General features: G+C 53.3%; 1 protein-coding gene. It reads left to right on the forward strand.

Annotated elements, in window-relative coordinates:
• The coding region (locus tag J5224_RS35290; RefSeq protein WP_264629423.1) for a phosphoethanolamine transferase at window positions 1-512 on the forward strand (512 nt) is incomplete at both ends.

Below are 512 nucleotides of genomic sequence, written 5' to 3' on the forward strand. Positions count from 1 at the left end.
ACGATGTGCTGCTGCACCAACTCAGCGCCCGCATTGATGCCAGGCAGGGTGATATGCTGATCGTGTTGCACCAACTGGGCAGCCATGGTCCAACGTACTTCGAACGCTACCCGGCACAAGACAAAACCTTCAGCCCCACCTGTGACAGCAATCAGATCCAGAAGTGCACCAATGAAGCGCTCACCAACACTTACGACAACACGCTGGTCTACACCGACCGGATGCTGGGCAAAACCATTGACGTGTTGCAACGCTATTCCGAGCAGCGTGATGTAGCCATGATTTACGTTTCCGATCACGGCGAGTCACTGGGAGAGCGGGGGATGTATTTGCACGGGACGCCTTATATCATTGCGCCTAAGGAGCAAACGCAGGTGCCGATGGTGATGTGGTTCTCACCGACATTTGCCCAACAAGCCCACCTTAACCTCGCTTGTCTGCGGAAAAACGCCGACAACAAGGACTACAGTCACGACAATTTGTATCATTCCCTGTTGGGCTTGTTTGATGTT

This window comes from Candidatus Symbiopectobacterium sp. NZEC135 (assembly GCF_025962695.1).